A 25,550-nucleotide genomic window follows, 5' to 3' on the forward strand; every position below is an offset into this window, starting at 1 on the left:
GTAATAGTACCTTAATACCTCTAAAGGTTTCCAAGTATCTTAAAATTTATTAGTTACAGCAATTACATTGAACATTGATACTACTGTCTAGTTCTTCCCCAGATAGATCTGTATTGTACTGGATCTATACTGCTCAATTTTTAGCGATCGTTCTTTTTTAATATGGTTTTTATAAATAACCATTTAATTCTAACTTTAATTGTAAGCTATGATTAATAAATGAGACTAAGAAGCATCGATAAAATGCTATTATAATCGATAAAATACACATTTTAACGTTAATTATTTGTTAATAAGAAGTATTTTTCTGATTTTTGTAGCTGTAATTGGAAATACAACATATGAAGAGACTTTTACCAGCTTATGCTACGTTTTTGGTCTTGACACTTTTTGGAATATATTCTTGCGGAAAAGGTGATTCTAATGCTTCTAATATTATGATAGTTGGCATATGGCAATTGAAGCAAGAGTTTAGTAATGAAGAAGAGAATGCGCCATTAGAAGAATTCCCGCTTTCCTCTTGTGAAAAAATGACAACTCTAGAAGTGTTAAAGAATGGTAGATTTATTGAGAAAAATTATTATGATAATTTTGGAACAGGAGGAGAATGTATAAAGGATACTGAAGATACCCATGGGAGTTGGGAAAAAGAATCAGAAGGTATTTTTTATTTTATGTATGATAAGAGCGAAATCTTATTATTTAATAAATCTTATGTGACTGTCAAAAATGGAGATCTGGTAGTTACCATTGAATATGATGACCCTGATTTAGGATATGAAACTACCCTTAAATTTATTTATTCAAAAAAACATCAGGAAACTAGTTACTTACCAAAGTAAAAGAACCCGTATTTAGTATACGGGCTCTTTGTAGGCTAAAATTTCTGATGAGATTCTCGGGCCGCATTGGTTTTTTGTAAAGTTTCTAATGCCCATAAATAATGTTGTTGTGTTTCCTGGGTGACACCATGCTTACTTTTGTGAAGCATAAGGCGTTCATAAAGTTTTTTCTCTGTCATACATGTTAATTTTGGTTAAAAACTATATTGATATTAGTATCTTTTATACATCCATAAAAATGCACAGGCTTACGAACCTGAAAGCTCTGATGATGTTGTATCAGTGTTGTCAGGCTTAAGTGCTTCTAGCATAGCAATAAAATAGCTTTGTTCTTTTTTACAAAACTGATGCTCCTCTTTATAGGCTAACATATATTGATATAACTCTTCTTGGGTCATACATAATCATCTGATGTGACAAATGTAATAAAAAATTACCGATCGGTAATTGAATTTGTGTTTTATTAAGCTGAATTTTCCATTGTGGAAGAATATGACAAAAAAGAGCTACTAAATCTATTAGCTAAACGTGTAAAAGAATTGAGGTCAAGAAAAGATGTGACCCAAGAAGATGCGCTTAATGATACCGGAATTCACTTTGGAAGAATTGAACAAGGTAAAAGAGATATTTCTTTTTCAACACTTTTTAAAATTTGTCAATATTTTGAAATATCTCCAAAAGATTTCTTCACCAAAGACTTTGACTAAGTCTTTATGATCTAAATTTTCTTAAGCTTTATTACCAGATTTTATAGACGAAACTCGTATTTGTTTTTTTTGAGCACTAATATATACCCTTGTATTACTACTCTATATGATTTAAATACAGAGTTCGACGTTCTTATAAGAATTTTGCTCTTAAGAAAAAGAAAGCCTAAGATCAATTTAGTCTACCTTATTTTATGTTCAATTAATTATTAAATGTAAAATCTTTATTAAACGTTATCGTCTAATAAGAATTTTGTTGTATATTTGTTTTTTTAAACGTAACCGTCTAATAATGCCAAAAGTAATAGCACAAAGGAATGATTGGATAAAACTGGGATACAAACTCTTTTCTGAGCAAGGAATTTCTGGTATTGTCATTGAAAAGATTGCTAAAAAGTTAGAATGTAACAAATCAAGCTTTTATTGGCATTTTAAATCCAAGAAGAAATTCATCAGTGAGCTTATAAATTTTTGGATCACTTCAGAAACAGACCAAATTATACAGCAGACCGAAAAAGCAAAATCTTCGGAAGAAAAAGTTGAACAATTTTTGAAAATCACTTTTAAGAATGACCCTTATTTAGAATTCATTTTTTTCTTAAAACGCTATGCCGTAAAGAATAAGGAAGTTCAAGCTATCATAGATGAAATTGATACTAGAAGATTAGAATTTACAACTCAGTTGTTTCAGGAAATCGGATATTCAAAGAAAGATGCTGCTATAAAAGCGAGTATTTTTTATAAATATTTAATCGGGTATCATGAAATGATAAAAAACAAAAAACAATCCAAAAATTACCTTATAGAAGTAAAAAAGGAATTAAAACACTTTATAGCAATATGAAAATAATACATGGGAAAATATTAATATTCTTTGGGATTATTCACTCACTATTAGGAGTTTCACCATGGGCGTTTTGGAAACAGTTTGCAGGATTTACAGGCAAATTCTTTTTCAAAATAAGTGAAGGACTTTTTGAATTTCCTTTGCTCGATGGACAAATGAATTATGAACATTTCGCAGCATTTTGGTTTTTCTATTTCGGACTTTTACTTATCCCTATTGGGGTTCTAGTACACCATGTAGAGAAAACGAATGGGCAAATTCCTAAAAATTTTATATGGATATATCTAATAATCGTGGTTATTGGAGTGTACATGATTCCTTTTTCAGGTATGACTTTCTTAATGTTACCACATGCAACTTATATGCTCTACGATAGTTATAAAAAACATAATACATCAAATAAACAACGAAATGAAGAAAAATAAATACTGGATAATTGCAGGAGTAATTAACATTTTTACTGCAATCCTGCATTTAATTGGAGGTCAATTAGATTTGATTAATCCTTTGATGGAAAGCAGTATTACTCTTCAAATAAAAACCGAACTATTAGGGGTTTGGCATATGGTTACTATCATGCTATTTACTTCTTCAATACTTTATTTTAAACATGGCTTTAACACAACAAAGAAAGCAGACATAGCATTAGTTTCTTTCATAAGCTATTTATACATCGCTTTTTCATTCGCTTTTATCTTTTCGAGTGTATATAAATCAATACTAGCGTCTCAATGGGTTTTACTTCTTCCTATTGGGATATTAGGAATCATTGGCGTTAAAAAATCGAAGACTAATGCTTAAAATCGGCGGATATATAAATATATTAATTGGCATAGGTCATTTAGTAGGACTCATTTGGCCAGAACAAATGTTTGAAAAAACTGGTGTTCTGGAAGAAATGAAAACACTAGAGCAAATTCATTTTACTCTTCCATACCTGTTAACGGTTTTTGTTGCACTAATCTTTTTAATTTTTGGGTTTTATGGACTCTCGGCAAGCGAAAAAATTAAAAAACTTCCTTTCTTAAAATTTGGTATCTATACAATTGCTTTTATATATCTTTTTCGTGGGATTGCAGAACAATTGTATAATATAACCGAACAGACCACTACAATATCAGAAACTATTCAATCTGTAGTAGCAGTAATTATTGGTTTACTATTTCTAATTGGTGGTTTAAGAAAATGGAAATTTAAAATAGAATAAAATGAAGAACGACTTATCATACACAGCGTTCGTATTTATTGCTTAGCATCTTTAGGTTTTAATGATTTTGCATAGGTATAACTATCATTAAGATAGGAGGAAAGTGACTCAAAATCTTCCATCAGTTTTTTGGAAACTAATACATATTCTTTCATCACTGCGCCATAGGATTTGAAAACCGTGGTTTGATGTTCTTGCATAAATAGTGTTCCCTGTTCTTTAGGAAGCCGAAGACCTATTTCACCTGCTTTATTTAATTGCGAAAACATGTGGCCATTAACAGATGTATAAGGCATTGTTTTTCCTTTTCTATCGAAATTTGGATTGGAAGCTATAAGCTTGTCATAAAATGCTAATCGTTCTTCCCACATATCACTTCATTTTAAGAATTGCAAAATGTTACCCTATGTAAAAATACTAAAGAAAATTCTATTTAATTGATAAGTTCAAAATCGTATTTTTCAAACTCATTTCCATTAATAATAATTGACAATTGATGTAATCCTGTATGAAATTTCCTGGTGGTAATTATTTTAAAAGGCTGCTTTCTGTTAATAATCGTTATCGATTTCTCGGGATATATTTTTTCACTTATTTTAAATACTTTTTTAGATAAGCTTCCGTTGGCTTTCTGGTAGTAAAGGCTGTATTCTAAACGTAGTTTAGAGGCAGAATCACTGGTGTTATTAAGTTGAAAAGCGAATTCTAATACATCTCCAATCTTAACTTTTGGTGTAAGAATCTGTAGTGTATCAATTTTGATATGTTGAATATTGCCAAAACCAAACAATTTCATAATTTCTGTATTTCCTTGTTTCAAAAGGGTTCTGCATCCATGTTTTACTAACCAATCTGTTTCTTTTGTTTTTTTGTACCATTTTTTTGCAAGGTCAACTACAATATCGGGGTTGTCCTTTGCAATATCGTTTAAATTATTGGCGACACTTCTTCGTACAGATTCTGAGGTGTCATTTTTTAAATGTTCGAGAATAGGAAGAATAGGTGTAGGGTCGGTTTTTAAGAAAGGAAGCGCCATAGCCCAGGGTAAACGAGGTCTACAACCTTCAGATGATAATCTTCTTACCATAGGGTGTTTATGCTGTGACCATTTCTTCATTTGTAGTATTCCTTTTTTAGGATACTTTATCAGAAAAGGCCGTATAGCAAATTCACAACTTGTGAATTGGGTAATTTTTTCGATTGCTAGTATAGAAGCATCATAATGACCCATCCCATAATATTCTACAAAATCCGGCAGAAACATATACTCTAAACTATTTTCTTTAATTCCTTCTTTTTGAAGCTGTTTGATCACCTGTAATAGAACATCTATGTTTTTGGTATAATCATGCGATAAATGATGTTGCAATGTGATGGTGATATGACGCATTCGCTGCTTCAATTCTCTGTTAGGCCATTCAGGATCAAAAATTTGCTTAAAAAAAGATGAGGTATCAAAATCAGGGACAATTTTTTGAAAAGCTCCTGTAAATTTTTCAAAAAACTCCTGAGTATAAATATGTTTCAATAATTCTGCCATTGTAAATAGTGGATTAATTTGAAACAAAATTAAAACAGGGTAGTGACAACTGTATGTCAGCTATGCTGAGTTATTGGTGTTAGTAATATAGGTAGAGTATATTACCAATACCGGAAAACAGGGTAGTGCATAGTGTAAAAATGCAAAATCTTTGCATCATATTTTTTTGAATGATATGTTATAAAATAAGAAAAGATGAAAAATTTAAAACTACTTGTTATACTACTTATAGGAATTATTGTTATTTCATGCTCTAGTGATGATGACACTACAGAAACTACCATTGTTATAAAAGATTTTAAAGTCTCTATAGACGAAAATCCTGTTGCAGGGCTAGAATTGGGAGCTATAGAAGCTACAACCAACCAGGGTACTTTAATGTATACAATCAAAACAGAAGAACCATCAGGTGCTTTTGTAATAGATGCTAAATCCGGAAAACTTACTGTAAAAGACGCTACATTATTTGATTTTGAAACCAGGACTAGCCTTACCGCAATAGTACAGGTAAAAAATGGGGATCTAAGTAAAGAAGCTAAGGTCATCATAATATTAAATGATGTGAATGATGCAGTTATTACAGTACAAGATTTTGAAGCTACTATAGATGAAAACCCTACTGCCAATCAGGACCTTGGTACTATAGAAGCCACTACTGATCAGGGAGAATTAACCTATAGTCTTATAGCCGAAGAACCATCTGGAGCTTTTGTTATAGATGCTACAGGCAAACTTACGGTAAAAGATGCCACATTATTTGATTATGAAACCAGAACAACACTTACTGCAAGAGTACAGATCAAAAATGGAGAGCAGAGTAAAGAAGCTAAAGTAACAGTAATGTTAAACGATGTTATAGAAAGTGAGAATATTATATTTCCTGATATTAACTTTAAGAATGCATTACTAGCACATACTGATCCTATAATAGACACCAATACAGATGGAGAAATATCTATTGAAGAAGCTCTGGTTGTTGAAAAAATAGATGTTAGTAAGAAAAAAATATCAAGCCTTTCAGGGATTGAATATTTTGCTGTATTGACTTATCTGGATTGTAGTATAAATCAACTTACTAGTTTAGATATAAGTAAAAATACAGAGTTGACCTATCTGGATTGTAGTGCTGATGGCCTAACTAGCTTAGACATGAGTAAAACTCCTAAGTTGACCTATCTGGATTGTAGTAGTAATAAACTTACTAGTTTAGATATGAGTAAAAATACTGGGTTGATCAATCTACTAAGTGCTTTTAATCAACTTACCAGTATAGATGTAAGTAAAAATACGGCATTGACCAGATTAGACTGTTATGAAAATCAACTTGCTAGTTTAGATGTAAGCAAAAATACAATGTTGACTACTCTGAGTTGTTCATCTAATCAGCTTACTAACTTAGATGTAAGCCAAAATTCTGCGTTGACCATTTTGTGGTGTAATCGCAATAAAATTAATGCTTTGGATGTAAGCAAAAATACAATGTTGACTACTTTGGTTTGTGCTAAAAATCAAATCTCTAGCTTAGACATAAGCCAAAATACTATATTGACCAAGTTTCATTGTTATTATAATCAACTCACTTTTCTAAATATGAAGAATGGAAAGAATGATATTATTACCGAGATATTTACATACCAAAATCTTCTTACTTGTATACAAGTAGACGATCCTGATGCAGAATATCTAAAAAAGTGGGTTAAAGATGACAAGGCTAGTTATGCTAGTGATTGTACACGTTAGAATTACATTAGGAATTAAATAATGTACTTGATTTTTTATAAAAATCAAGTACTATTAAATTCTCTTTTTGATGAGGTATTTAACATCTTTCGTGAAAATGATTTATGAAAGATGTTAAACTCCTTCTTCTGGGTTATTACCATTAACTGTAAGTTGCCTTTGTTTAAGCAGCTCAACTGCCCACTTATAATGTTGTAACATTTCCTGGGTTACACCATATTTTTTTTTGTAACGCATTAACCGCTCGTATAATTTTTTCTCTGTCATGACTATTGATTTTTAATTTATATTTTCATATTTCTTCTTCTTTTGAATTGCTATCAGGTTTTAAGGTTTTTAATATTTTAATAAAATTGCTTTGGTCTTTTTCGCTAAACAAATGTTCTTTTTGATACGCCAACATATAGCGGTATAATTCTTCTTTTGGGTTACTATCAGGTTTTAAGGTTTTTAATAGTGCGATAAAATTGCTTTGGTCTTTTTCACTAAATAGATGTTCTTTTTGATACGCCAACATATAGTGATACAACTCTTCTTTGGTCATAACTTGAGATATCTTTTAATTTTAATATGCAATATACTGCATATTTATAACAGATAATCAAGTGTTTGTAAAAATAGGGATGCCTGCTGTATTTTTGCTAACAGGAAATTAGTCATTTTTGAGGATGGCTAAAGATGATAAATTCAAAGAAGCATTAGGCAATCGACTGCGAAGTTTACGGCTAGACGCTGGGTTAACATTGGTAGAATTAGCCGAAAAATCCGGAGTAAGTTACCGAACTATTATTGATATCGAAAAAGCAGACACCAGACCTTCTGTCGAAGTAATCAGGTTGCTCTGCAATGCATTAGAGTATCCTCTCTCTGACTTTTTTAAATTCAAATACTAACAATAGGATATACGAATAACTATATCTCTGTTTGTATACTAAAAATTGTTAAAAACCTAACCTATAGGTATATACTTTATTATAGGTATAGGTATTGATCCCGCAATTAAGAAACTGTTTAAAAAGTGTATTTTCTGAAAACTACCAATTTTTGATATACATGATTTCTAAACATGTTCTTAAGATTTTTCCCTGATCTTAAATTACGACGAAAATTCTTACACTTCTTACGGGAACCCGTATGAGATGTATTAATTTTTTTTATATGAGCTATGTATTTTAGCTATTATTTATTCAAAACAATGGCTAAAACTAGTTGTAGCCCCTTCAAAAATAGGGGGTAAATGCCCCTTTATTTCGATGTTACATATTTTTTAGGATTCGTTACATCTCTGATATTATCCCAATACAATGCTTTATAACTTTACAGTATTCGATCAATTGATCATAAAATGTTGGGCCAAACAAAATAATAACTCTTATTAAAACCGTATTAATCATGAAAAAAGTAGTATTAATTATCGTAGCTGTTTTGCTAACTACCTTATGGGCTTGTGAGAAAGAAAGCAGTATAGAAGAACAAAATGTGGCAGAAGAGGTAAAAGAAATTGATAGTAACATTTCTAAAAAAGCCAGAGCCTCCCAAAGAGCACTTTGTATATATAGTTTAACACTTGATAAACAAATTTGCGATGATAGAGATAGGGCATGTAGATGCGATCCAAGAGGGTCTGTAATTGGGGTATGTGCACAGATACAGTGTTTGCCAAATGTCTTTAACCCGATTACGCCAGAACCTGTTTATTCTAATCTTTGTAAAATAATTAGATGTGACTGGGTGTACAATGATCCGTGGAGGATATATGATAAGGTAGATCCGAGAGTATTTAATTCTATTAAAGATGTATTGAAATTGACGATCAAATCAGATACAAAAGCAATACCATTTGCTATGAACAAAAATATTTTAGGGCTACAATTTTATAAGCCTAATAACATGATGTATAGAGATTCTAAAACTCTAGAAGCAGGACCCAGTATGTTTCATCTTAAAAACACAGTGATTTTAGACAAAGTATATTTAAAAAGATTGGGACTTAAGGGCAATGTTATTAAACCAGGAAAATACCCTGTTATTTTTAATAAAAAGAACAAGACCTATAATGTAATCCTAAAGGTAAAATGATCAACTTATTTTAACAAATCATAAAACCTCCATTATATAGATTGTCAAGTCAGGTTTGTCGAAATTAGTACTCCCAACGCTTTTTTGATAGACCTGGATTGATTTTATCATATGAAATGATAAAGTAAAAATGATTACCTTTTTTTGAAATATGCCTTTCTAATGAGTAAACCGTAGATTAACATTGGAATAAATAAACAAATTACAACAGAAGAAATCTTGTAATTACTACCGATAGTATTGAAAAGATTTAGAAAATCAGCAGAACTATTAAATAACCAATTGGCAAAATTCTCAAAATCTGGAATCGCCAATAGTATGATGAGAGCAACTACGACAAATCCAATTTTGAAATAGTTTTTTTCTGTGATCTTATCTAATAAAAACATCCAGGTAAAAGGAATTAAGAAAAACCAAATAATGATATTGATCTCCTTGTAAGAAAAACCAGTAAGCTTTTCAAGAAATTTTAAAAAGTCATACGTAATTTCGAATAGAAATTCCATAATAACTTCTTGCATCTAATATCCAACCTTTTCTCTAACTCTCGCCAATACAGTATTGGCAATAGCAGTAGCTTTTTGTGCTCCGATAGCCAGGGCTTCGTCTATTTCATTAAGATTATCCATATAATAGGCATAACGTTCACGTTCGGTAGCAAATTTTTCAATCAATAGGTCATAAAAAGCTTGCTTTGCATGTCCATATCCATAGTTTCCACCTTGATAATTCTTACGCATCTCTTCTTGTTGTTCTACAGTAGCGATAAGCTTGTATAAGGCAAATAAATTACAGGTATCCGGGTCTTTTGGTTCTTCTAGCGGAGTACTATCAGTCGCAATAGACATAATCTGTTTACGCAGTTTTTTATCGGGTAAAAACAGGTTAATGATATTTCCTTTTGATTTACTCATCTTGCTACCATCTGTCCCTGGTACATACATGGTTTCTTTTTGTACCTGGGCCTCGGGTATTACAAACATTTCACCCATTTGGTTGTGCATTCGCGAAGCTACATCACGAGTCATTTCAAGATGTTGTAATTGATCTTTTCCTACAGGTATAATTTCTGCATCGTAGAGCAGGATATCGGCAGCCATTAACATAGGATATGTAAATAATCCAGCATTTACATCTTCGAGACGATCTGCTTTATCCTTAAATGAATGTGCAAGCGTTAGTCGCTGATAAGGGAAAAAACAGCTTAGATACCAGGATAATTCTGTTACCTGTGGGATATCACTCTGTCGATAAAAAACAGTTTTTTCTATATCCAGCCCACAAGCCAACCAGGCGGCGGCAGTAGAGTAGGTGTTCTCTCGTAATGTCTTGGCATCCTTGATTTGTGTAAGCGAGTGCATATTGGCAATAAATAAAAACGAATCGTTTTCTGGCTCATTGGCCATTTGGATTGCCGGTATGATAGCTCCTAATAGGTTTCCTAAATGCGGAGTGCCTGTACTCTGTATTCCTGTTAGAATTCTGGACATAGTGATATATTGATCTGTGTTATAGTTTAAGCCTTAAGTTTTGGTTAAGTATCTTATTAATTTCTAAAATTTAGTAAAGTATTTAGTTCACAGATTTTGGTATCATAAACGACCTTCTGACTGCTTATACTTCGAGTATATAACTATACTATTTTCGGCAAAGGTAATTTTTTTGTTCACATAGCTCAAACCAATTGTGTATTTTTGGGGAGATGCATATACTAAGAAACATACTTATCCTGCTATGGCGTATCTGGTTTTATATCGTTATGGGTATTCCTATACTTATTATGTTTCCTGTGTTATTAGTGCTTTCGTCGAGAGAAGAATGGTATTCACAATTTTTTGTAGTTGCTAGGTTATGGGCAAAAATTGTGTTGTACGGATCAGGTTTTTTACCCAAAGTTATCAAAGAAGCAGAGCCAGATCGTAAAAAAAGTTACATGTTTGTTGCTAATCATACTTCAATGACCGACATTATGTTAATGCTATATGCTATAAAAAATCCTTTTGTATTTGTAGGGAAAAAGGAACTGGCAAAAATCCCGATCTTTGGATTTTTCTATAAACGCACCTGTATATTAGTAGATCGAAATAGCCAACGAAGCAGGAAAGAAGTATTTGATCGTGCACAGGCAAGGTTACATGATGGTACAAGTATTTGTATTTTTCCAGAAGGAGGGGTTCCCGATGATGAATCTGTGATTTTGGATGAATTTAAAGATGGAGCCTTCAGATTAGCAATAGATCACCAAATTCCTATAGTACCATTAGCGTTTCTAGATAATAAAAAGCGATTTTCGTATACTTTTTTTAGCGGAAGCCCCGGAATTATGAGAGCTCGTGTTCTTAAAGAGGTTCCTACCCAAGGATTAACACAAGATCATAAAAAAGAGTTGAAAGAAAACACAAGAGATCTTATTTTAAAGACATTAGAAAATTATACTTTATAAAAAATAGAAAGCCGCTTCTCCATATAGACGGGAAGAATATTTACTGTTGTAAGAAAATAAACTAAAAAAGCAAAAGCGTAATTATGAACTTTGAAAACCTAGTTAAAGACATTTCTGTTGAAACAAGTGTTAGTGTAGTATAGAGGCTTACTTTTTACATAAAAATGGAGGTAGTTTTTTTATTCTTTGTAATAAAAAAGGAGATTTTAAAACAAAACGAGAAGATACTTAAGAAGGCAGACCCCATAATCAACCTTGTTTTGGAAGAAATAAAACAATGGACAAAAGACGGCATACCGGATTGAATATGAAAGATTTTCCTTAATACTAAATATTCATGTCTTGTTTTTTTATTTTAGTATAATTATTACCTAACACAAATATTATGAAAAAAACCAGCCTCTTAAAACCAATAGCAACCCTTCTATTATTATGCTCCTTAAACTTTGTTGTTGCTCAAGCTAAACAGGTAGTAGGCACAAAAAGGATTACTTCAGTTTTATTAGGCACTTCAGTTCCTTTAGAATCTAATAATAAATCAATGAGTGTTTACGAAAAGAACATAGAGTATTTTACACGAGCACAAGATTCGATTACCGTGCTGAACATTGCCCTAACCGATAAAGACTTAATTAAAAGGGTTAAAAATGAATCTAAATTATTAAGCAAAATCACAGATAAACATTTACGATCATCTAGATCTGGTCTAAAATTAAAAAACATGATCGAGATTTTGTCTAAGATATCACAAGAACACAGAAGACTTTTAAAGGAAAACGAATGAAATAGACATGAAAGAGCCTAAACCATTAAAAATAAAGAAATGTCTTTTCGGTTGTGACGTTGATTGTGAGCTTATTGAAAAGAACTAAAAGAAAACACAAGAGATCTTATTTTAAAGACATTAGAAAATTATACCTTATAAAAAAGATAAAGCCGTTTCTCCCCAGAAACGGCTTTGTTCATCATTGCTTTAACCCGGCTTATGTATTAAAACTTCGTTATGAAGGTTTCAATTACCATAAAATATAACATTTTATTAGTTTCAGCATAGCATCGCTATGGTTATACTTAAAAATGTAGCGAAGCGCTATATTTTGCAATAGTTGGAAACTGTAATAGATTTTTTAATACATAAGCCGGGTTTTATAGCAATAACTACCTAACCAACTAAAAAATCTTTATAGTTCTTAAAATTTGATACTTACTCCAGTGTATACCCCAAAATAGTATGGTTTAAAATTATTGGCATTATCATTAAATGCATTAAACTGATATTTAAAAATAGGTTCAAGGTTGATTTCGAATTGATCGGATATTTTATAATCGACACCCAGCCCTATATTACCACTAAAACTTACATCATTAAGGTTACTGGCCTCTCCTATCGGAGTTTCAAAATCACCAGCCTCTATAGAAATTTCGTTGTCTTGTAAGAATAATGTACTTATACCTCCAATCATATTTACTCCAATTTTTTTATCAACCAAAGCATATTTCATTTCAACAGGGACTTCTAGATAGGCAATACTTTGGTTAAGTAATCCAACATTTTGTTTTTGCTCTATCGCATTTCTGTCAAGGTCCGAAAATTCAGATCCGAGATCTGTGTTTCTTACGTTTCCGATGTCAGAAATCAAAATTGCTCCAGCGGTAGAATTATAGCTTACATTTTCTAGGTTTTGCCCAACTGCCGATGGAGAAAAACCAACACCTTCGGTATTATAACTAAGATCTACTTTGTTTACTCCAGAACGCACACTAAATCTTTTGTTTATGGCATAAGAAACATGCACACCATAACTCATATTTACTTGTCCGTTTTTATTATTATCTGCAAATTGAGCATCGATCGAAGACCCGCTTCCGATAGAATTATAATATACAGGGGCGACATTAGGCGAAACATTCCATTTTTTGGTTAATGTGGATTCTTCAGCTATTTCTTCTTCCTCGTCTTTATTAATAACGTCAAAAATGGATTTCTTACCATTGTTATTTGTGTTCTCAACATCTTCTTCAAGAGTTTTGTTCTTTATATCATTATCAACACTCTTTTCTGCTAAACCTTGAGTGTTTGCGTTACTTTTCTCATTTGGTGTTGTAAAAAGAGGGTGTTCTTTTTCTGAAATAGACTTTTTATTTTGTTGATCAGCTATAGTGGTTTTTTCGATTGTGTTCTCTTGCGTAACAATAGGGTCTTCTTTTTGCTTAGAAGAGATTTGTGCTGTATTGCTATTATTTGTTGCAGAATGATTCACTATTGGGTTCTTAGTTGTAGAATGGGAGGAAGGGTCCAATTCACCACCATTTTTGGGTTTTGAAGGCACTTGCTCCAAGGTCTTAGCAACTGCATTTTCTTTTGTGACAGATGGCTCAAAATAATTATGTTGACCAGCATCATTATCTTGATCAAGATTAGTATTTTCTGTTTTCTGATTAGTGGGATTGGTTTCTTTTTCTTCTGAAGTGACTATAACATCTTCTATAGGAGGGTTAACCTCTTTGTTAGTGGGTGTTTTAGTATGTTCAATTATATTTTGAGTATCAGAATCGGTAATGATATTATTTTGTTGTAGATCATTAGTATTAAACGGTAAAGAGCTTATACCAAATATAAGTGCAATTAATGCTGCAACACCAGCAGCTCTATACCAAAATGGTATCAGAAAAATTCTTTTTTTGTTTTTATTTTGACGTGCCTTTATTTTTTCCCATACTATTTCATCAGGAATGACTTCAAAATTCTTGAATTTTTCCTGAAATAAACGATCTATATTTTTTTTATCACTCATCTTCGTTCTTCAATTGGTCGAACATAAAGCTCTTGGTTGGTTTGTAATTTTTCTTTTAAAATATTTCTTGCTCTCGCCAGATTAGATTTAGAAGTTCCTACAGATATCTCCAACATCTCTGCAACTTCTTTATGAGAATAACCGTCTAACACATAAAGATTAAATACTAATCGATATCGATCGGGTAGTTGCTGTATAATCTCTAAAAGATAATCCAGCGAAATCTCTTCTTCATCTACTTCAACCTCAACTTCTTCAATCTGTTCTTCATTAATGATATCAAAAACTTTTTGTTTTCGATATTTCTGTAATGCTGTATTAATAGTTACTCGTTTTATCCACCCTTCAAAAGAACCTTGGTTTTTATATTGACCGATTTTATCAAAAATGGTTATAAAAGCATCTTGCAAGGTATCTTCTGCACTCGAAGCATCACTAGAATATTTTAAGCAAATCGAAAACAACTTACTACTGTATAATCTATACAATTGTTCTTGCGCCTGAGCATTTTTTTTCTTACACCTTTTTATGAGTTGGTCTAAACCCACTAACAACTATTTTTAGTTTACCCATTTCTAATGCATAAAAACGGATTTAATTTATAATACAGGTACTTCTACGGTTAAAAATTGATTATCTCCATTTTCGTCTCTTCCTTGCCAGAATCTAAAGATGTAAGAATCTTCATTTCCTACTAAAAAATCAAAAGAAACTTCGACTAAATCTGTCGTTTCTAAATCTTTACAATTACCTTCATTAACTACCAAATTAACCACAGATACCGTTCGTTCATTTCCTAGCCTATCATAATCAAATCCTGCAAAAGAATGGCAATTAGATGGTCTGTAGTAAGATACAGTAATTGTATATATTTCTTTTCGATTAAACTGGTCGGGCAGTGAAGCTTCCTGTACAGTAGCTAATTCATAAAAAAAACTTGTTCCATTGTCGTCATCAGAACATCCAGTTAAGACAACTACAAGAAAAAATGTTAAAACTATTTTTATCCTTCTCATTTTCTTGGGGTTTTGAGAGATCGTATAACTTATCCATTAGGTAGATGCTCTAATGTAGATAAGGTTGCTTTTAAGGTATAAAAAAATCCCGAAGCTTCGGGATTTTAGTGTTTTTATTAAGAAAGTTTTATTCTTTTGCAATTTTTATGGCTTCCTTGATTTTTTGTTCAAGTTCTTCCATAAGTTCTGGATTATCATTAAGTAAAGATTTCACTGCATCTCGTCCTTGCCCTAATTTGGTGTCTTGATAGCTAAACCAGGAACCACTTTTCTTGACAATTTCGTAGTCTACACCAATATCTATAATTTCTCCATTTTTAGAAATACCCTCTCCATACATGATATCAAATTCTGCAGTTCTAAAAGGTGGAGCTACTTTGTTTTTTACTACTTTAACTCGTGTTTTGTTTCCTTGTACTTCATTATTACTATTTTTGATCTGTGTAGAACGACGAATATCTAAACGTACCGAAGCATAAAATTTTAAGGCGTTACCACCAGTAGTCGTTTCAGGATTTCCAAACATTACCCCGATTTTTTCACGAAGCTGATTAATAAAAATTACGGTACAATTGGTTTTACTAATTGAACTGGTTAATTTTCGAAGTGCCTGAGACATTAATCGTGCATGAAGTCCCATTTTAGAATCCCCCATTTCACCTTCAATTTCACTTTTAGGAGTAAGTGCTGCCACAGAATCAATAACGATAATATCGATAGCTCCAGATCTGATCAGGTTATCAGCAATTTCTAAAGCCTGCTCCCCATGATCTGGTTGAGAAATAATTAAATTATCTATATCTACACCTAATTTTTCTGCATAAAAACGATCAAAAGCATGCTCTGCATCAATAAATGCAGCAATACCTCCGGCTTTTTGTGCCTGTGCAATAGCATGCAAAGTAAGTGTTGTTTTACCAGAAGATTCTGGTCCGTAAATTTCAACGACTCTTCCTCTAGGATACCCACCAACACCTAATGCAAGGTCTAAACCAAGAGAACCTGTAGGAATTACATCTACTTCTTGTACAGAACTGTCACTCATCTTCATTACAGTTCCTTTTCCGTAGGCTTTATCTAATTTATCAAGGGTAAGTTTTAATGCTTTTAATTTTGCGTCTTTCTCTGTACTCATTTGTTGTTCAAATATATCGGGATTTGACATTGATAATAAACTTTTTGCTAAAGTACTATTTCTTTTTGTAGTTGGGATATGGATTCTAAAATCGTTATTAACAACAAATACCTGTATTTTATCTTAAGGTTTAGAGTTTTTAAACCTGTACTAGACATCGATTACATTTTTTTTCAGGAGTATAGCGCAACCCTTTTGTTTTTATAGCATCTATATAAAAAGCAAACATGAACAAAAGCAGAAGGAAAGAGAGATGAAATTTCTTAAAAAGGTCGTAAGACATAATCTTGATGGCTGCACAATTACTAAAATTAGTAATTGTATAGTAGAAGGTGGCTAGCTTCGTTATTATATTTTTTTAATCGTTAAATTATTTAATAACGAATTAGCCCAAAAAAATGCCTTGGAATAAGTTTCAAGGCATTTTTTAAATTCAGAAATTAGAATTTATTGATTTGCATTATCCGAATTATCTGTGTCTCTAGGTTTGCATAATGGAATTGCAGAATAATCGTCACAATTACCACTTCCGGTAATATACCCACCATTAATGATCTGTTGTTGTCTTTTGTTAAGCACTTTTGCGCCTATTAGGTTTTTAAAGCTTTTCATTATAATTTCTTTTAAAGAATTTATATTCCCTGAACATTTAATGACACTCAAGGTTTGTGTCAATCTTTCGCGAAAAGATGAATTACTTCAGATAAAAGTATAGGTTGCGAGTTCCATTTTTCAGGACTGAGATTTTTTTAACAAAAAAATAATATTTTGACAGTAGTGAATATGGCAAAATCCTTTTTTTGTTAAAAACACAAATAAGAGTTTTTGAATATTACTTTACGATTTGTATTTTTGCCGAAATTTATTTCTTTTAACTTAAAACGTAAGTATAGCATGCAACTGTACAACAAATTAAGTGCAAAAGAAAGAGCAGCTCTTATTGATGAAGCCGGTACAGACCGACTTACGCTATCTTTCTACGCATATGCACATATTGGTAATCCACAAATTTTTAGAAATCACCTTTTTATTCATTGGAACGAACTCGAGGTTTTGGGTCGTATTTATGTAGCCAAAGAAGGTATAAATGGGCAATTATCTGTCCCGGCACCTAATTTTGAAGCTTTTAAAAAACACCTGGATAGTATTTCTTTTCTAGAAAACGTACGCCTCAATATCGCAAGAGAGCAAGACGCAAAATCCTTTTTGAAGCTAAAAGTAAAAATTCGTAAAAAGATTGTAGCCGATGGATTAGATGATAACACATTTGATGTCACCAACAAAGGAGTACATGTTGATGCTTCTGCATTTAATGAACTTATCGAAGATCCTGATACGGTACTGGTCGATATGCGTAATCATTATGAAAGTGAAATAGGCCATTTTAAAGGAGCCGTTACACCCGATGTAGATACGTTTAGAGACTCTTTGGATATTATCGAAGAAGATCTTAAAGATCATAAAGAAGATAAAAAACTTGTAATGTATTGCACCGGGGGTATACGCTGTGAGAAAGCCAGTGCATATTATAAGCATAAAGGATTTAAAAATGTATTTCAGTTAGAAGGAGGTATTATAGAATATGCAAGACAAGTCGAAGCTCAGGGTTTAGAAAATAAATTTCTGGGTAAAAACTTTGTATTTGATCATAGAAGAGCAGAGCGTATTTCTGAAGATATAATAGCTAATTGTCATCAATGTGGTACCCCGTGTGATACCCATGTGAATTGCGAAAATGAAGCATGCCACCTATTGTTTATACAATGTGAAAATTGCGCGGCAGAGCTAGAAAGTTGTTGCTCGACAGAATGTATGGAAGTTAATAGGTTATCATTTGAAGAACAAAAAGCATTGCGAAAAGGGAAAGGAAATAGTAATAAGATCTTTAAAAAAGGTCGTTCTGAAGCATTAAAATATAAAAAGTAACACCTAAAAAGGTGAAGATACTATAGCAGATAGTTTTTTTTATCCTCATTTCATAGTATCTTTAACGATTGATACGTTAGAAATGGTAGATTTCTAACTTTAGTAAGAACCATATTTGTTGCGATTATGATCGCAGACAAATTTCAATATAGATAAAAAATATGGGGTGTAACAGTTGTTCCTCCGCAAAAGACGGGCAACCCAAGGGTTGTAAGAATAATGGTACCTGTGGTACAGATGGTTGCAATAAATTAACGGTTTTCGATTGGTTATCCAATATGTCACTTCCTAGTGGATCATTACCTTTTTCTTATGTTGAAATACGATTTAAGAATGGTAGAAAAAACTTCTTTAAAAATACAGAAAATCTTTCTTTAAGCATTGGAGATGTTGTTGCAACAGAGTCTTCTCCTGGTCATGATGTAGGAATTGTTACTCTTACTGGAGAGTTAGTTCGTATCCAGATGAAAAAAAAGAAAGTTGAACTTGATAATGAAGACATAAAAAAAGTCTATCGAAAAGCATCTCAAAAAGATATTGATATATGGCAGAAAGCTCGCGACAGAGAAGAAACTATGAAGGTTCGTGCTCGTGAAATAGCAATTAGATTAGAGCTGCAAATGAAAATTTCTGATATCGAATTTCAGGGAGATGGATCTAAAGCTACTTTTTATTACACAGCAGAAGAGCGAGTGGATTTTAGGCAGTTAATAAAAGAGTTTGCACACGAGTTTAATACTCGTATAGAAATGAGACAAGTAGGTTTTAGGCAAGAAGCCGCACGATTAGGGGGTATTGGGTCCTGTGGGCGAGAGCTATGTTGTTCTACCTGGCTTACCGATTTTAGATCTGTAAATACTAGTGCAGCTAGGTATCAACAATTATCTTTAAATCCGCAAAAACTAGCCGGTCAATGCGGAAAACTAAAATGCTGTCTTAATTATGAATTAGATGCATATATTGATGCACTTAATAATTTTCCTAAAACAGATATAAAGCTTCGAACAGATAAAGGGACTGCTGTATGTCAAAAAATAGATATTTTTAAAGGATTGTTATGGTATGCCTATGAAGGCGAATGGATGAATTGGCACAGAATATCTACCGAAGATGTTAATGAAATTATTGCGGCAAACAAGAACGATGAAAAAGTAGCAAGCTTAGAAGATTTTGCTTCAGAATTAATAGAAGATACTAAAACAGATTTTGAGAACGTTGTAGGACAAGATAGCTTAACGCGATTTGATCAGCCTAAACGTAGTAAAAGAAGAAATCGTAACAAAAGAAAAAATAAAAACAAGAGATCTTCAGATCAGCAAACGGCAGTTTCAAACAAATCAAAAGAAGGGAATTCTGATAAAACAAATAAATCAAATAATCGAGGTAATAAAAAACGTAGGTCTCGTAATAGGAATAATGATAAAACTTAGGTTTTTTTTAATAGTATGTATTGTAATTGGTATGATCTCCTGCGATGATAAACAGGTTTTCGATACTTATCATACAGTAGCTAATGCATGGGAAATAGATGAGAAAGCGAGTTTTACACTTCCAGAACTCGACACAACACAATCCTATAATTTATTTATAAATATTCGTAACAATAATGAATACAAATACAGCAATTTGTTTTTAATTAGTGAAATGAAATTTCCAAATGGCAAAATACTCACTGATACATTAGAGTATCGTCTTGCAGCTCCTGATGGGAACTGGTTAGGAACTGGTTTTTCTGATCTTAAAGAAAATAAATTGTGGTATAAAGAAAATGTAAGTTTTAAAGAAAAAGGAAATTATACGATAACTATAGAGCATGCCATGAGAAAGAATGGTGAAGTAAATGGGATATCGTCATTAGAAGGAATTACAGATATAGGATTTAGGATAGAAAATGTTCAAAACCCTTAATAAATTATAAAAGATAGAATCTATCTTCCATCATAGATAGACAAAAAAATATCATTAAAATACTTTTAGAGAAAGACCAGATAAGGAGGACATCGACAAAAAGGGAAAAAACCTCTTCTGATCTTTTTAAAAAATAGATTTAAATAGCTGAGATATGGCAAAGGCAAAACCCAAATCAACAAAAAAAAGAGCAAAAACTCCTGTGAGTAATACCATAAAATACATAAAAGCATTTTGGATACTATTTGGATCAGGATTGTTTTTAATAGCCTTACTCTTTCTCCTGGCTAGTTGGGGAGTTTATGGAGAAATGCCTAAATTCGAAGAATTAGAAAACCCGCAAAATGACTTGGCAACCCAGATTATCTCTTCAGATGGGGTGCAAATAGGAACCTTTTTTAAAGAGAACCGGACTCCTGTAAATTATGAAGATCTACCACAACATTTGGTTGATGCCTTGGTAGCAACAGAAGATGCAAGATATTATGATCACTCTGGGATAGATGCCAGAGGAACATTAAGAGCATTTGTTTTTTTAGGAACCAAAGGTGGGGCCAGTACAATATCACAACAGCTGGCAAAGCAATTATTTACTGGAGGATCAAAAAATAAGATCGAGCGATATTTGCAAAAAATACAAGAATGGGTAATTGCAACTCGTTTAGAAAGACAATATACCAAGAAAGAAATTGTAACGATGTATCTTAATAAATATGATTTTCTTAATCAAGCAATTGGGATAAGTTCTGCATCGAGAATTTATTTCGGAAAAAACCCTAAAGACCTTAATGTAGAAGAAGCAGCTGTATTGGTAGGGATGTTAAAAAATTCATCACTATATAACCCTCTTCGTAGACCAGAAATGGTAAAAACAAGAAGAGATGTGGTTCTTAATCAGATGGAGAAATATGAGTACATTACAGAAAAACAAAGAGATAGTTTAAAACAGTTACCACTTAAACTGGATTACTCTCCAGAAGGTCATAATGATGGGACTGCAACTTATTTTAGAGAATACGTAAGAAGTTGGATGTCAAAATGGGTAAAAGAAAATCCTAAAGGGGAAAATGCAGAGGGTGATCCCGAATATTTTGATATTTATAGAGATGGATTACGAATTAATGTAACTATAGATTCTCGTATGCAAAAATATGCCGAGGAAGCGGTGCAAGAACATATGGCTAATCTTCAGAAAGAATTTGATAAACAAGAAAAAGATAATAAAACTACCCCTTTTAGAGATTTAACAGAAACTGAAGTAGAAAGAATACTGAATCGAAGTATTAAATCGTCTGCCAGATGGAAAAAGATGCTTAGCCAGGGTAAAAGTGAAAAAGAAATAAGAAAATCTTTTGATGAAAAGGCAGAGATGAGCATATTTAGTTGGAAAGGAGCAATAGATACAATAATGACTCCTAAAGATTCTATCTTATATTATAAAAAGTTTTTACGCTCGGGATTAATGTCTATGGAACCACAAACCGGGCATGTCAAAGCTTGGGTGGGAGGAGTTAATTATAAGCATTTTCAATATGATCATGTATATCAGGGAGCACGACAAGTAGGATCTACGTTTAAACCTTTTGTGTATGCAACTGCAATCGACCAACTTAAACTGTCACCTTGTGATACCATACCAAAATCGCAAATAACAATTCCTCCGGGTTCTCATGGTGTCATTGATAAAGGATGGACACCAAAAAATAGTGATGCAGACTATACGGGGTATATGAGTCTTAAAGAAGCGTTAGCCAAATCTGTGAATACAATTTCTGCACGTTTAATGGATAGAATCGGGCCAGAGCCTATTGTTCGTCTTGCAAAGAAAATGGGAGTAGAATCAGATATTCTTGAAGTAGCTTCTATAGCATTAGGATCCGTAGATTTGAAATTGTCAGAAATGGTAGGAGCATATAGTACATTTGCTAACCAGGGGATATATACCAAACCGGTAACCATTACTAGTATTGAAGATAAAAATGGAACTGTTTTATACCAATTTGTTCCCGAAACACGTGATGTGATTAGTAAAGAAGCCGCTTATGTTACTATTAATCTAATGGAAGGTGTTACCCAATCTGGTTCTGGAGTGCGTTTACGTACAGGACCTTCATCTAGATATGATATAAAAAATGTAGTCACTGGTCACCCATATAAATTTACAAACCCTATAGCTGGTAAAACAGGAACAACACAAAATCAAAGTGATGGTTGGTTTATGGGTATCGTTCCTAACCTTTGTACAGGAGTTTGGGTTGGGGGAGATGATAGAGCTACACATTTTAGAACAACTACCTTTGGGCAGGGAGCTACAATGGCATTGCCAGTTTGGGCGTTATTTATGAAAAAATGCTATGAAGATAAAACATTAAAAATTTCTACAAAAGCTTTTCCTAAGCCAGAAAACTTAACGATCGAAGTAGATTGTAAAGCTTTTAAGAGAAATAGTGTGCAGGGCGAGAACATAGAAGAATTTAGCCTTTAAAAGAGCTTTGTCTGTGAATTGAAAAAATCTTAAAACTATCTAATTTCAAAAGATGAGATACTGTTTTTTTTAGTACTTTTAGTCTGCTAAAATTAGAACACTATGATTCGTAAAACGGTACCCAATGTTACCGAAGCTTTGGTTGGTATCAAAGATGATATGACCTTTATGCTTGGAGGGTTTGGCCTATGTGGCATTCCCGAAAATACTATTACAGAGCTTGTAACATCAAATATCAAAGGTCTTACCTGTATATCCAATAACGCAGGAGTTGATGATTTTGGATTAGGGCTTCTACTTCAAAAGAAACAAATCAAAAAAATGATCTCTTCTTATGTGGGAGAAAATGATGAATTCGAGCGTCAGATGCTTAGTGGCGAATTAGATGTAGAACTTATCCCACAAGGAACGTTGGCAGAAAGATGTCGTGCAGCCCAGGGAGGTTTTCCTGCAATTTATACTCCGGCAGGTTACGGTACCGAAGTAGCCGAAGGAAAAGAAACTCGAGAATTTAATGGCAAAATGTATGTGTTAGAACACGCATTTAAAGCCGATTTTGCATTTGTAAAAGCCTGGAAAGGCGATGAAGCTGGGAATTTGATCTTTAAAGGAACGGCAAGAAACTTTAATCCTTGTATGTGTGGTGCTGCAAAAATAACAGTGGCCGAGGTAGAAGAATTAGTTCCCGCAGGAACCTTAAACCCAGACCATATACATATTCCGGGTATATTTGTTCAACGAATTTTTCAAGGACAAGATTATGAAAAAAGAATCGAACAACGCACTGTTCGTAAAAAAGAAGAAGTTTAATCTTTTTTTGATAGATGTAAAATCATTTTTATAGTCTATTGAAAAAAGAGTATACCACTTCAAATAATAGTATTTGTTTTTAAAACCTTAAACACACACAAATCATGGCTGCATTAAGATTAGGAGATGAAGCACCAAACTTCATTGCACAGACTACAGAAGGAGAAATAGATTTTCATAATTGGTTGGGAGAAGACTGGGGAATTCTATTTTCACATCCGGCGGATTATACCCCTGTTTGTACTACAGAATTAGGTACAGTATCAAAATACACAAATGAATTTAATAAACGCAATGTAAAAGTTGCTGCATTGAGTGTAGATGGCTTAGAATCTCATCACGGGTGGATTAAAGATATTAATGAAACACAAGACACAACAGTTAATTTTCCTATCATCGCAGATGAGGATAGAAAGGTATCAGAATTATATGATATGATTCATCCCAATGCAGATAGTCAACTAACAGTACGTTCTGTTTTTGTAATAGCACCAGATAAAAAGATCAAACTTACAATAACATATCCAGCTTCTACTGGAAGAAATTTTGATGAGTTATTACGCGTTATTGATTCGCTTCAGTTAACAGCATATCATAAAGTAGCTACACCAGCAAATTGGAACCCTGGGGAAGATTGCGTTATTGTACCCTCTGTAGCTAATGAAGAAATAGCCGAATTATTCCCAAAAGGGTATAAAGAGATAAAACCTTATTTAAGGATGACACCTCAGCCTAATTTAAATTAGTAAGTATGAAATAAGCCATAACAATTAAGTTGAAACCCAACCGAAATGATTATATGGCGATTCCATCTGACCATTAAAAAACAATAAATATATAAACAGATGAAATTAGAGTTTACATGCTCTCAATGTAAGATTCAAAATAAATTTAAACCAGTAACAGTAACCAGAGGTGAATTACAAATGAAAATTGGTGATGAAGTGCAGGTTACATGCAAGTATTGTAATAAAGAAGATAAGAAACATATCAATAGAATAGATGCGGTTGTTGATAATAGGAAAATACTCTTTGCACTTATAATAAGTGGAGTAGTTGCTATTGTTCTTTTAAGTTTTTATGGTCTTATAGCTTTGGCTGTGATCTCCATACCATTATTAATATGGATTCAGGAAAGTAAGTCAACCAATCATTTTAATTCATATAAGATTAGAAGAAAATAATTATGTTAGATAAAAACGGAATTGCAAAGCGTATTGCTAAAGAACTACAGGACGGATATTTTGTAAACCTGGGAATAGGTATACCTACATTGGTTGCCAATTATATCCCTCAAGGTATAGAAGTAGAGTTTCAAAGCGAAAACGGAGTCCTGGGAATGGGACCTTTTCCTTTTGAAGGAGAAGAAGATGCCGATATTATAAATGCAGGAAAACAAACTATTACCACAATGCCGGGAGCATCATTTTTTGATTCTGCAATGAGTTTTGGGATGATTCGGGGACAACATGTTGATTTAACAATTTTAGGAGCAATGGAGGTTTCTGAAGAAGGAGATATAGCAAACTGGAAGATCCCAGGTAAAATGGTAAAAGGAATGGGAGGAGCAATGGATCTGGTAGCAAGTGCAGAGAATATTATTGTGGCCATGATGCATACCAATAAAGCAGGAGCGTCTAAATTGCTAAAAAAATGTTCACTTCCACTTACAGGAGTTAGTTGTGTAAAAAAAATAGTTACAAACCTGGCTTTTCTAGAAATCACCGATAAAGGTTTTAAACTTTTAGAAAGGGCACCTGGAGTATCTGTAGAAGAAATTAAGAATGCCACAGAAGGAAACCTCATAATTGAAGGTGATATTCCTGAAATGATATTAGATTGATTTAAATCTAATTCTAGGAATATGGTAACGAATAATAATTAAGTCTCTACGAATAATAAATCAATAAAAGAGTCGTTTAGGTATAACAGGATCCGATTATCTTGTTTTTGAAAGAAAAATACTACACTTTCAAGTGAATTCCTATACCCTTAAACCTTTGCTTTAACCTTTAAAAACCAATAATATGCATTTAAATGTTAAAATTTTGCGTATTTAGTCGATTTTTT

General features: G+C 32.6%; 32 protein-coding genes. 19 read left to right on the top strand and 13 right to left on the bottom strand.

The window, feature by feature from the left end; genetic code table 11:
• The first annotated feature begins 341 nt into the window (after positions 1-341).
• Positions 342-842: a hypothetical protein gene (locus tag DK441_RS12705; protein WP_109851060.1), complete on the top strand. Its 501-nt coding sequence runs from the start codon at positions 342-344 to the stop codon at positions 840-842.
• Positions 843-877: 35 nt separating this feature from the next.
• Here DK441_RS12705 and DK441_RS26570 read toward each other — a convergent pair whose 3' ends face one another.
• Both DK441_RS26570 and DK441_RS26575 read right to left on the bottom strand, forming a co-directional pair.
• Positions 878-1,021, bottom strand: coding sequence for a hypothetical protein (locus DK441_RS26570; protein ID WP_159099244.1), 144 nt, complete (start codon positions 1,019-1,021; stop codon positions 878-880).
• Between the two features lie 69 nt (positions 1,022-1,090).
• Entirely contained in the window at positions 1,091-1,240 is a 150-nt protein-coding gene (locus tag DK441_RS26575) for a hypothetical protein (RefSeq protein WP_160112082.1), read from the bottom strand.
• Positions 1,241-1,324: 84 nt separating this feature from the next.
• Here DK441_RS26575 and DK441_RS12710 point away from each other — a divergent pair, with 84 nt between their 5' ends.
• The 5 genes from DK441_RS12710 to DK441_RS12730 all read left to right on the top strand — a co-directional run bounded on the left by DK441_RS12710 (position 1,325) and on the right by DK441_RS12730 (position 3,603).
• Positions 1,325-1,549, top strand: coding sequence for a helix-turn-helix domain-containing protein (locus DK441_RS12710; RefSeq protein ID WP_034244961.1), 225 nt, complete (start codon positions 1,325-1,327; stop codon positions 1,547-1,549).
• A gap of 292 nt (positions 1,550-1,841) precedes the next feature.
• On the top strand, positions 1,842-2,393 hold the full coding sequence (locus tag DK441_RS12715) for a TetR/AcrR family transcriptional regulator (RefSeq protein ID WP_109851061.1): 552 nt from the start codon (positions 1,842-1,844) through the stop codon (positions 2,391-2,393).
• A complete protein-coding gene (locus DK441_RS12720; protein ID WP_109851062.1) occupies positions 2,390-2,821 on the top strand; it encodes a DUF6463 family protein in 432 nt (143 codons plus the stop codon). Before DK441_RS12715 ends, DK441_RS12720 begins: the two co-directional genes overlap by 4 nt.
• Positions 2,808-3,197 carry a hypothetical protein gene (locus DK441_RS12725; RefSeq protein ID WP_109851063.1) on the top strand — a complete coding sequence of 130 codons (390 nt, stop codon included), beginning with the start codon at positions 2,808-2,810 and terminating at the stop codon, positions 3,195-3,197. Before DK441_RS12720 ends, DK441_RS12725 begins: the two co-directional genes overlap by 14 nt.
• Complete coding sequence (locus tag DK441_RS12730; RefSeq protein WP_109851064.1) at positions 3,190-3,603, top strand: hypothetical protein; 414 nt, start codon at positions 3,190-3,192, stop codon at positions 3,601-3,603. The genes DK441_RS12725 and DK441_RS12730 overlap by 8 nt, the downstream gene beginning before the upstream one ends.
• A 35-nt stretch (positions 3,604-3,638) precedes the next feature.
• Here the strand turns inward: DK441_RS12730 and DK441_RS12735 are convergent, their stop codons facing one another.
• Together DK441_RS12735 and DK441_RS12740 are read right to left on the bottom strand one after the other, a co-directional pair.
• Positions 3,639-3,974 carry a hypothetical protein gene (locus DK441_RS12735; RefSeq protein ID WP_109851065.1) on the bottom strand — a complete coding sequence of 112 codons (336 nt, stop codon included), beginning with the start codon at positions 3,972-3,974 and terminating at the stop codon, positions 3,639-3,641.
• 62 nt (positions 3,975-4,036) lie between these two features.
• The gene (locus DK441_RS12740; protein WP_109851066.1) at positions 4,037-5,143 is read right to left on the bottom strand and encodes a DNA alkylation repair protein; all 1,107 of its coding nucleotides are present in this window, start codon (positions 5,141-5,143) and stop codon (positions 4,037-4,039) included.
• 195 nt (positions 5,144-5,338) lie between these two features.
• Here DK441_RS12740 and DK441_RS12745 point away from each other — a divergent pair, with 195 nt between their 5' ends.
• Positions 5,339-6,883 carry a hypothetical protein gene (locus tag DK441_RS12745; protein WP_109851067.1) on the top strand — a complete coding sequence of 515 codons (1,545 nt, stop codon included), beginning with the start codon at positions 5,339-5,341 and terminating at the stop codon, positions 6,881-6,883.
• A 114-nt stretch (positions 6,884-6,997) separates the two neighbouring features.
• Here the strand turns inward: DK441_RS12745 and DK441_RS26580 are convergent, their stop codons facing one another.
• Together DK441_RS26580 and DK441_RS12750 are read right to left on the bottom strand one after the other, a co-directional pair.
• The gene (locus tag DK441_RS26580; RefSeq protein WP_159099242.1) at positions 6,998-7,150 is read right to left on the bottom strand and encodes a hypothetical protein; all 153 of its coding nucleotides are present in this window, start codon (positions 7,148-7,150) and stop codon (positions 6,998-7,000) included.
• Between the two features lie 25 nt (positions 7,151-7,175).
• Positions 7,176-7,427, bottom strand: a complete 252-nt coding sequence (locus tag DK441_RS12750) for a hypothetical protein (protein WP_109851068.1) — start codon at positions 7,425-7,427, stop codon at positions 7,176-7,178.
• Positions 7,428-7,551: 124 nt separating this feature from the next.
• Here DK441_RS12750 and DK441_RS12755 point away from each other — a divergent pair, with 124 nt between their 5' ends.
• Positions 7,552-7,776 (top strand): helix-turn-helix transcriptional regulator, encoded by a 225-nt coding sequence (locus DK441_RS12755; protein WP_108808119.1) that lies wholly within the window; start codon positions 7,552-7,554, stop codon positions 7,774-7,776.
• Between the two features lie 499 nt (positions 7,777-8,275).
• Positions 8,276-8,962: a hypothetical protein gene (locus DK441_RS12760; protein ID WP_109851069.1), complete on the top strand. Its 687-nt coding sequence runs from the start codon at positions 8,276-8,278 to the stop codon at positions 8,960-8,962.
• A gap of 134 nt (positions 8,963-9,096) precedes the next feature.
• Here DK441_RS12760 and DK441_RS12765 read toward each other — a convergent pair whose 3' ends face one another.
• Positions 9,097-9,483, bottom strand: a complete 387-nt coding sequence (locus DK441_RS12765; RefSeq protein WP_109851070.1) for a hypothetical protein — start codon at positions 9,481-9,483, stop codon at positions 9,097-9,099.
• The gene (gene trpS / locus DK441_RS12770; protein ID WP_109851071.1) at positions 9,484-10,452 is read right to left on the bottom strand and encodes a tryptophan--tRNA ligase; all 969 of its coding nucleotides are present in this window, start codon (positions 10,450-10,452) and stop codon (positions 9,484-9,486) included.
• Positions 10,453-10,664: 212 nt separating this feature from the next.
• Between trpS and DK441_RS12775 the strand changes: the two genes are divergently transcribed.
• Positions 10,665-11,405: a 1-acyl-sn-glycerol-3-phosphate acyltransferase gene (locus tag DK441_RS12775; RefSeq protein ID WP_109851072.1), complete on the top strand. Its 741-nt coding sequence runs from the start codon at positions 10,665-10,667 to the stop codon at positions 11,403-11,405.
• 385 nt (positions 11,406-11,790) lie between these two features.
• Positions 11,791-12,189, top strand: a complete 399-nt coding sequence (locus tag DK441_RS12780) for a hypothetical protein (RefSeq protein WP_109851073.1) — start codon at positions 11,791-11,793, stop codon at positions 12,187-12,189.
• Positions 12,190-12,595: 406 nt separating this feature from the next.
• Here the strand turns inward: DK441_RS12780 and DK441_RS12785 are convergent, their stop codons facing one another.
• The 5 genes from DK441_RS12785 to DK441_RS26585 all read right to left on the bottom strand — a co-directional run bounded on the left by DK441_RS12785 (position 12,596) and on the right by DK441_RS26585 (position 16,963).
• The gene (locus DK441_RS12785; protein ID WP_109851074.1) at positions 12,596-14,200 is read right to left on the bottom strand and encodes an outer membrane beta-barrel protein; all 1,605 of its coding nucleotides are present in this window, start codon (positions 14,198-14,200) and stop codon (positions 12,596-12,598) included.
• The gene (locus DK441_RS12790) at positions 14,197-14,748 is read right to left on the bottom strand and encodes an RNA polymerase sigma factor (protein WP_025665265.1); all 552 of its coding nucleotides are present in this window, start codon (positions 14,746-14,748) and stop codon (positions 14,197-14,199) included. The genes DK441_RS12785 and DK441_RS12790 overlap by 4 nt, the downstream gene beginning before the upstream one ends.
• 51 nt (positions 14,749-14,799) lie before the next feature.
• Positions 14,800-15,216: a lipoprotein gene (locus DK441_RS12795; RefSeq protein WP_109851075.1), complete on the bottom strand. Its 417-nt coding sequence runs from the start codon at positions 15,214-15,216 to the stop codon at positions 14,800-14,802.
• Between the two features lie 127 nt (positions 15,217-15,343).
• Complete coding sequence (gene recA / locus DK441_RS12800; RefSeq protein WP_109853509.1) at positions 15,344-16,351, bottom strand: recombinase RecA; 1,008 nt, start codon at positions 16,349-16,351, stop codon at positions 15,344-15,346.
• 447 nt (positions 16,352-16,798) lie between these two features.
• Positions 16,799-16,963: a hypothetical protein gene (locus DK441_RS26585; protein WP_159099241.1), complete on the bottom strand. Its 165-nt coding sequence runs from the start codon at positions 16,961-16,963 to the stop codon at positions 16,799-16,801.
• 282 nt (positions 16,964-17,245) lie between these two features.
• On the opposite strand from DK441_RS26585, the gene DK441_RS12805 reads away from it, so the two are divergent.
• From DK441_RS12805 to DK441_RS12840, 8 genes are all read left to right on the top strand, one after another.
• Positions 17,246-18,277, top strand: coding sequence for a rhodanese-related sulfurtransferase (locus DK441_RS12805; protein WP_109851076.1), 1,032 nt, complete (start codon positions 17,246-17,248; stop codon positions 18,275-18,277).
• A gap of 161 nt (positions 18,278-18,438) precedes the next feature.
• Positions 18,439-19,707, top strand: a complete 1,269-nt coding sequence (locus DK441_RS12810) for a regulatory iron-sulfur-containing complex subunit RicT (RefSeq protein ID WP_109851077.1) — start codon at positions 18,439-18,441, stop codon at positions 19,705-19,707.
• Positions 19,694-20,185: a gliding motility lipoprotein GldH gene (locus DK441_RS12815; protein WP_109851078.1), complete on the top strand. Its 492-nt coding sequence runs from the start codon at positions 19,694-19,696 to the stop codon at positions 20,183-20,185. The genes DK441_RS12810 and DK441_RS12815 overlap by 14 nt, the downstream gene beginning before the upstream one ends.
• Positions 20,186-20,339: 154 nt before the next feature.
• Positions 20,340-22,670, top strand: a complete 2,331-nt coding sequence (locus DK441_RS12820; RefSeq protein ID WP_109851079.1) for a penicillin-binding protein 1A — start codon at positions 20,340-20,342, stop codon at positions 22,668-22,670.
• Positions 22,671-22,772: 102 nt separating this feature from the next.
• Entirely contained in the window at positions 22,773-23,480 is a 708-nt protein-coding gene (locus tag DK441_RS12825) for a CoA transferase subunit A (RefSeq protein ID WP_109851080.1), read from the top strand.
• Positions 23,481-23,584: 104 nt separating this feature from the next.
• On the top strand, positions 23,585-24,226 hold the full coding sequence (locus DK441_RS12830; protein WP_074405685.1) for a peroxiredoxin: 642 nt from the start codon (positions 23,585-23,587) through the stop codon (positions 24,224-24,226).
• 99 nt (positions 24,227-24,325) lie between these two features.
• Positions 24,326-24,664: a hypothetical protein gene (locus DK441_RS12835; protein ID WP_109851081.1), complete on the top strand. Its 339-nt coding sequence runs from the start codon at positions 24,326-24,328 to the stop codon at positions 24,662-24,664.
• A 2-nt stretch (positions 24,665-24,666) separates the two neighbouring features.
• The gene (locus DK441_RS12840) at positions 24,667-25,323 is read left to right on the top strand and encodes a CoA transferase subunit B (RefSeq protein WP_025665255.1); all 657 of its coding nucleotides are present in this window, start codon (positions 24,667-24,669) and stop codon (positions 25,321-25,323) included.
• Positions 25,324-25,550: the final 227 nt, after the last annotated feature.

The sequence above is a fragment of the Aquimarina sp. AU58 genome (assembly GCF_900312745.1).
In the GTDB taxonomy this organism is placed as follows: Bacteria; Bacteroidota; Bacteroidia; order Flavobacteriales; family Flavobacteriaceae; genus Aquimarina; species Aquimarina spinulae.

What these genes read in the sequence shown, in the direction of transcription:
- DK441_RS12705 (WP_109851060.1), top strand. Translation starts at nt 342, where the DNA reads ATGAAGAGACTTTTACCAGCTTATGCTACGTTTTTGGTCTTGACACTT.
- DK441_RS26570 (WP_159099244.1), bottom strand. Translation starts at nt 1,021, where the DNA reads ATGACAGAGAAAAAACTTTATGAACGCCTTATGCTTCACAAAAGTAAG.
- DK441_RS26575 (WP_160112082.1), bottom strand. Translation starts at nt 1,240, where the DNA reads ATGACCCAAGAAGAGTTATATCAATATATGTTAGCCTATAAAGAGGAG.
- DK441_RS12715 (WP_109851061.1), top strand. Translation starts at nt 1,842, where the DNA reads ATGCCAAAAGTAATAGCACAAAGGAATGATTGGATAAAACTGGGATAC.
- DK441_RS12720 (WP_109851062.1), top strand. Translation starts at nt 2,390, where the DNA reads ATGAAAATAATACATGGGAAAATATTAATATTCTTTGGGATTATTCAC.
- DK441_RS12725 (WP_109851063.1), top strand. Translation starts at nt 2,808, where the DNA reads ATGAAGAAAAATAAATACTGGATAATTGCAGGAGTAATTAACATTTTT.
- DK441_RS12730 (WP_109851064.1), top strand. Translation starts at nt 3,190, where the DNA reads ATGCTTAAAATCGGCGGATATATAAATATATTAATTGGCATAGGTCAT.
- DK441_RS12735 (WP_109851065.1), bottom strand. Translation starts at nt 3,974, where the DNA reads ATGTGGGAAGAACGATTAGCATTTTATGACAAGCTTATAGCTTCCAAT.
- DK441_RS12740 (WP_109851066.1), bottom strand. Translation starts at nt 5,143, where the DNA reads ATGGCAGAATTATTGAAACATATTTATACTCAGGAGTTTTTTGAAAAA.
- DK441_RS12745 (WP_109851067.1), top strand. Translation starts at nt 5,339, where the DNA reads ATGAAAAATTTAAAACTACTTGTTATACTACTTATAGGAATTATTGTT.
- DK441_RS26580 (WP_159099242.1), bottom strand. Translation starts at nt 7,150, where the DNA reads ATGACAGAGAAAAAATTATACGAGCGGTTAATGCGTTACAAAAAAAAA.
- DK441_RS12750 (WP_109851068.1), bottom strand. Translation starts at nt 7,427, where the DNA reads ATGACCAAAGAAGAGTTGTATCACTATATGTTGGCGTATCAAAAAGAA.
- DK441_RS12755 (WP_108808119.1), top strand. Translation starts at nt 7,552, where the DNA reads ATGGCTAAAGATGATAAATTCAAAGAAGCATTAGGCAATCGACTGCGA.
- DK441_RS12760 (WP_109851069.1), top strand. Translation starts at nt 8,276, where the DNA reads ATGAAAAAAGTAGTATTAATTATCGTAGCTGTTTTGCTAACTACCTTA.
- DK441_RS12765 (WP_109851070.1), bottom strand. Translation starts at nt 9,483, where the DNA reads ATGCAAGAAGTTATTATGGAATTTCTATTCGAAATTACGTATGACTTT.
- trpS (WP_109851071.1), bottom strand. Translation starts at nt 10,452, where the DNA reads ATGTCCAGAATTCTAACAGGAATACAGAGTACAGGCACTCCGCATTTA.
- DK441_RS12775 (WP_109851072.1), top strand. Translation starts at nt 10,665, where the DNA reads ATGCATATACTAAGAAACATACTTATCCTGCTATGGCGTATCTGGTTT.
- DK441_RS12780 (WP_109851073.1), top strand. Translation starts at nt 11,791, where the DNA reads ATGAAAAAAACCAGCCTCTTAAAACCAATAGCAACCCTTCTATTATTA.
- DK441_RS12785 (WP_109851074.1), bottom strand. Translation starts at nt 14,200, where the DNA reads ATGAGTGATAAAAAAAATATAGATCGTTTATTTCAGGAAAAATTCAAG.
- DK441_RS12795 (WP_109851075.1), bottom strand. Translation starts at nt 15,216, where the DNA reads ATGAGAAGGATAAAAATAGTTTTAACATTTTTTCTTGTAGTTGTCTTA.
- recA (WP_109853509.1), bottom strand. Translation starts at nt 16,351, where the DNA reads ATGAGTACAGAGAAAGACGCAAAATTAAAAGCATTAAAACTTACCCTT.
- DK441_RS26585 (WP_159099241.1), bottom strand. Translation starts at nt 16,963, where the DNA reads ATGAAAAGCTTTAAAAACCTAATAGGCGCAAAAGTGCTTAACAAAAGA.
- DK441_RS12805 (WP_109851076.1), top strand. Translation starts at nt 17,246, where the DNA reads ATGCAACTGTACAACAAATTAAGTGCAAAAGAAAGAGCAGCTCTTATT.
- DK441_RS12810 (WP_109851077.1), top strand. Translation starts at nt 18,439, where the DNA reads ATGGGGTGTAACAGTTGTTCCTCCGCAAAAGACGGGCAACCCAAGGGT.
- DK441_RS12815 (WP_109851078.1), top strand. Translation starts at nt 19,694, where the DNA reads ATGATAAAACTTAGGTTTTTTTTAATAGTATGTATTGTAATTGGTATG.
- DK441_RS12820 (WP_109851079.1), top strand. Translation starts at nt 20,340, where the DNA reads ATGGCAAAGGCAAAACCCAAATCAACAAAAAAAAGAGCAAAAACTCCT.
- DK441_RS12825 (WP_109851080.1), top strand. Translation starts at nt 22,773, where the DNA reads ATGATTCGTAAAACGGTACCCAATGTTACCGAAGCTTTGGTTGGTATC.
- DK441_RS12830 (WP_074405685.1), top strand. Translation starts at nt 23,585, where the DNA reads ATGGCTGCATTAAGATTAGGAGATGAAGCACCAAACTTCATTGCACAG.
- DK441_RS12835 (WP_109851081.1), top strand. Translation starts at nt 24,326, where the DNA reads ATGAAATTAGAGTTTACATGCTCTCAATGTAAGATTCAAAATAAATTT.
- DK441_RS12840 (WP_025665255.1), top strand. Translation starts at nt 24,667, where the DNA reads ATGTTAGATAAAAACGGAATTGCAAAGCGTATTGCTAAAGAACTACAG.